Source organism: Protofrankia sp. CiP1_Cm_nod4 (genome assembly GCF_982290645.1).
In genome coordinates, this window is sequence record NZ_CEVIVC010000206.1 from 1,751 (window position 1) to 6,730 (window position 4,980).

Consider the following 4,980-nt stretch of genomic DNA (forward strand, 5'->3'; position numbering starts at 1 on the left):
CGCCGGGGGTGGCGTCGTGGGCATCGTCCTCCACCCAGAGGTGTGTCGCGCCGATGGGAACCGGCGTTGGTCGAATGATCCCGGTCATGACCGCGCGGTTCCGGGCTGTCGGGGCGGCCGGGGCTGGTGATCGTGACCACCTGCCCACAGCGCGGCCGGCGGCCCCGGCCGTCGCCGCAGCGACCAGCCCAGAACGGCGAGGACGCCCAGCAGGGCACAGTAGGCACCGATCACCCGCCGCGGGTTCCCGTAAGCGGTCGCGAGCAGTTCTACCCCGAAGCCGGCGCCGACGACAGCCGCGACGACGGCGACAGCGATGACAGCGACGACGGCCGCCCTCGGCACGGGAGGCGGCAGCGGGCTCGATCCGGGGCCCGGCGCGACGCGGCCGCGGCGGGTGAGGGCCTTCAGGGCATGCCCGGCCGCGGGCGCGGCAAGCACGCCGATGATCGTGATGCCGGTGAGGAGGCCGACCGGGCCCGTCCGATGGGGGGTGACGACGAACCAGCTCCCGGCGGTGAAGACGATCAGGGATATCCGTGGCCTCGGTGCGCTGACCAGGATCGGCGCGAGCAGAAGCAGCAGGTAATGGCTCCATACGATGGGCGAGGCCACGAGCGCGGCGGCGAGCGTGCCAGCGAAGAGTATCCGCTCGTTCCCGCCGTGTCGTGGACGCGGCCAGCCGCCGGCCAGCACGGCCACGGCGGCCACGGCGGCCACGGCGGCCACGCGTGCGCACCAGGTGGCCACGCCCATGCCGAGACCGGTGTTGACCAGCAGGCCGGTGAGGCTGAGCCCCAGCGGCGCCTCCTCGCGGGCGAGCACCCCCAGCATCCCCAGGTAGGTGCGGGTGTCCACCGGGCTGGTCAGCTCCGTGACGGCCAGCAGCGCCCCGAGGCAGACAGCCGCCACCGCGCCCGCCTTCGTCCGGCGGGCCAGCACCAGCCACAGCCACACCGGTGCCAGGAACAGCTTGGCGTAGATGACACCGGCCGCAAGCACACCGGCGGTGACCGGACGGTCGCGAAAGCGCCACAGCGCGGCGAGGCCGAGGAACAGGACGGCGTTGAGCGTGCCCATCTGCAGGCCGGTGAGAGCACAGGAGGACATCAGCACCAGCGCGTACGCACGCCGGCCGCGGACGCCGAGCAGCCGGGCGCCGAGGAACAGCGCGCCCACCGACAGCGCGATGAAAACGGTCGCGCCGTTTTCGCCCAGCCACGACAGCGGGACGAAGGCGAAGGCGACGAGGTAGGGATACACATAGGCGAAGCCCGAGTAGACCTCGGGGGTTCCGGGAGACGGGTAGGGGCCGCGCCCGCCCCCGACGGCCGCGCCCGCGCGCAGGAACACGTCGACGTCATAGTGGGGGAGCGGGGCGATGTAGACCGTCCACAGCACCGCGACCAGCACGGCGAGTGGCGCTGCCCGGATCAGGGCCGGCCACGGCCGGGCGCGCCCGCCACCGACGGCGCCACTGGCGGCACCACCGACGGCGCCACCGATGGTGGCGGGAGCGGCACCGAGGGCGCTGGCGGCAGGCGCGCCGGCCCGGCCGCTGGTGCCGTGCGTCGCCGCCGGCCGGGCCGGCTGTCGGGGCGTACCTGTGAAAGCCGTCAACACGCACGCTCCGCCAACGCCGTACTCGTTTCGCCACCCGTCTCGCCGGCGGTCGGGCGACGCCGGCAGCCGGGCCGCGCCGGCGACGTCGGCGCGGCCGGCCCGTCCCCCGCGCGCTCCATCCCACCGGCCGTCGTGTTACCGGCCGTCGTGTCACCATGCTGACGCGTCCTGTCATGTCGAGGTGGCCCGCCGTATCGATGTAACACATCGCATCGGTACGGCACTGGTCGACGGCGCGGCACGTGTCCATCATGGCCTGTCGCACGCTGACGGCACGTCTCCCCGCCGCGCCGCGGGGAGCGGTCGGCCAGGCGGTGGGGCGCCAGCCGGTCGAGCGGGAGCCGGTCGTGGACGGGTGTCAGCCGGCCGGCGTCCGGGCGCGGCTCGCGGGGCCGTGCGCATCGCCAGGGCTGCGGACGTCGGCGGCGAGCAGGCACAGGTCATCCTCCCGGCCGCTGGGGCCGGCGACCTCTGTCAGCAGCCGGTCGCAGAACGCGTCCAGGCGGAGAGCGTCGGACTGTGCCGCGACCGCTGACAGGACGGCGAGCCGGTCGGTGATGGAGACGTCCCGGCGCTCCACCAGACCGTCGCTGTAGAGCAGCAGCCGGGCCCGGACCGGCAGCGTGACGGTGTCCTGCCGGTAGGCGAGGTTGTCCACGGCACCGAGGATCGGGCCGTGGACGACCTCCAGGAAGGCCGGGCGGCCACCGTCGAGGAGCAGCGGCGGCGGGTGGCCCGCGCACGACCAGGTCAGCGTTTTCCCGGCCATGTCGAGGCAGGCGACCACCGCGGTGGCATAGACCGCCGAGTCGCTGGCGGCGAGGTTGGACGACAGCTGGCTGGTGATCCTGGCGGGGGGATGGCTGAGCAGCGCGTAGGCGCGCGCCGCGTGCCGCAGTTCGGCCATGACCGTGGCCGCCCGCAGCCCGTGGCCGCCGACGTCCCCCACGATCAGGGTGAGCTCGCCGGTCGGGAGCACCAGCGCGTCGTACCAGTCACCGCCGACGTCGACGTCCCGGCCGGCGGGCAGGTAGCGGGCGGCCAGTTCCACGCCGGCCAGCTCCGGCAGGCGCTGGGGGAGGATCGCCCGTTGGAACGCTTCTGATACCGACAGTTGTTTCTCGTACAGGCGTACCCGTTCGAGGGCGTGCGCGCAGTGCCCGGCGAGCGTGGTCAGGAAGGCCCGCTCGTCGGGGTCGAAGAGCCGTTCGCTCTCCCAGAGCAGCACGATCACCCCGATCGGCCGCCCGGAGACGATCAGCGGGATGTGGGCTATCCACGCGGCGGCGGCCGCCTCGAGCAGGGGCCTGGCGTGCGGATAGTCGGCCAGGTGCTCCGCCCGGGAGTCGAAGCGGGCCCGGGCCGTGCGCAGGACGTCCGGGGTGGCCGCGGTTCCCCGCCCGGAGATCAGTTCCAGGAGCCGGCTGACCCGCTGGGACTGGACGGTCGGGGTGACCACCCGTACCCGTCCCTCGTCGCCGACCATCATGATGATGGCGCAGTCCGCGCCGAGGTCGTCCCAGGCCGATCGGACGATCACGTCCGCGACGTCCGGGACGGTCAGGGCCTGGCCGAGCGCGGCGGTCACGTCGAACAGCTGGCGGGCGCGGCTGAGTGCCGACGACAACGACGTGATCAGTGCCGCGCGGTGCGCCTCCGCGCGGTGGCGCTCGTCGACGTTGCGGAAATAGGCGGTTATCCCCTCCGGGGAGGGGAACAGCCGGACCTCGAAATGCCCGCCGAAGGCCGCGTAGTCGGCCTCGGACTCCACCGGCAGCTGGGTGTCCAGCGCCTGCAGGTACAGCTTCTCGAACGCTGGCCCCATGAGCGACGGCGCAAGATTCCACAACTGTTCGCCCACCAGCTCGCAGGTATCACAACCGAGCAGTCGGCTCATGACCGTGTTGACGAACACGAACCGGCTGTCGTCATCGAACACCACTACGCCGTCACTGACCTGTTGCAGAGCACGTCCAGCCTGCTCGCGGCCGACGCGCAGCGCGGTGGCGCCGGTACAGATCCCGGCCACGCGCACCACCCTGCCGGCGTCGTCGCCGACTATCCCGCCACGGACCTGGAGCCAGACGGGCGCACCGTCGGGGCGCACGACCCGGAACTCCTCGAGAAAGGGCTCGCCGGTCGCCAGCACCTCGTCCATCCGGGTCCGCAGGAGCGGCACGTCGCTCGGGTGCACACAGGAGAAGAAGGCCTCGACCGGCCCGGTGAAGGATCCCAGCTCGACACCGTGCAGGTTGGCAGCGCGCTGATCCCAGCGCAGCCGGTCGGCAGCGACGTCCCACTCCCAGATGCCCACGCCGGCCCTGTCCAGCGCGAGCAGCGCGTGTGCCGGCAGACCGTTCGCATGTCGGTGAAGCCGGGGTCTGTCGTCACCACCCGATCCCACGTCACGCTCCCCACTGGCTGTCGGCGTTCCCGTCTGCCGGCGTCGCTGGCCCGGGACACACCCTGAATGACCGGCGGCGGCAGCTCAGGTGGGGGGAGCTGATGGATCGCGACTGGTCCGTGGGGTCTTACGGGTAGGCATCGGCCCGGCTCGACAAGTCAACCACGAGGCATCGTGCCTCGTTGCCCGATAGGACAGAACAGTCCATTATCTCGCCGGATTACCGCCGGCGGCGATCACGGTCATGTGGGCATGCTCACGGCTGGCCGGCGTCCCGCCGGCCGTGGATCACCGGCAGGTCACCGCTCGCGGATGCCGACGCGGTCGTGCAGGGCGCGCAGGGGGCGGGGCGCCCACCAGTTCCAGTCGCCGGCAAGGCGCATGAACGCCGGGACGAGGACGGGGCGGACGATCAGGGCGTCGAGGAGGATGGCGAGCCCGGTGCCGAGGCCGAAGAACTTGATGAACGACACCCCCGAGACCAGGGTCGAGAAGAAGGACACGGCGAGGATGAACGCGGCGGCGCTGATGATCCGTCCACTGCGGGACAGGCCGATGATGACGGCCTGCCGCAGCGTGGTGCCGTTGTCGTGCTGTTCACGGATACGGGCCAGGACGAAGACGGCGTAGTCCATGGACAGCCCGTAGGTGATGCAGAACAGCAGGACGGGGATGGCGACCGGGAGGGGGGCGGGGGTGATGCCGAGCGGGCCGGCGAGATGGCCGTCCTGGAAGATCCAGACCATGCTGCCGAAGACGGCGCTCAGGCTGAGCAGGTTGAACACGAGGGCTTTGAGCGGGAGGACGACGCTGCCGGTGAGCAGGAACAGCACGGTGAAGGTGATGACGGCGATGAGGACGAGGGCCAGCGGGAGATGGCGGCCGATGGAGCCGGTGATGTCGAGGAGCTGGGCCGCCTGGCCGGTGACGAGAACCCGGTGGTGCTGGGGGAC

3 protein-coding genes are annotated in these 4,980 nt (G+C 72.1%); all 3 read right to left on the bottom strand.

The window, feature by feature from the left end:
- Nucleotides 1-84: 84 nt before the first annotated feature.
- Nucleotides 85-1,623 carry a glycosyltransferase family 87 protein gene (locus tag AC5LSR_RS22730; protein ID WP_250280777.1) on the bottom strand — a complete coding sequence of 513 codons (1,539 nt, stop codon included), beginning with the start codon at nt 1,621-1,623 and terminating at the stop codon, nt 85-87.
- A gap of 358 nt (nt 1,624-1,981) precedes the next feature.
- The gene (locus AC5LSR_RS22735) at nt 1,982-3,937 is read right to left on the bottom strand and encodes a SpoIIE family protein phosphatase (RefSeq protein ID WP_493468984.1); all 1,956 of its coding nucleotides are present in this window, start codon (nt 3,935-3,937) and stop codon (nt 1,982-1,984) included.
- A 389-nt stretch (nt 3,938-4,326) separates the two neighbouring features.
- The coding region (locus tag AC5LSR_RS22740) for an MMPL family transporter (protein WP_493468985.1) at nt 4,327-4,980 on the bottom strand (654 nt) is incomplete at its 5' end.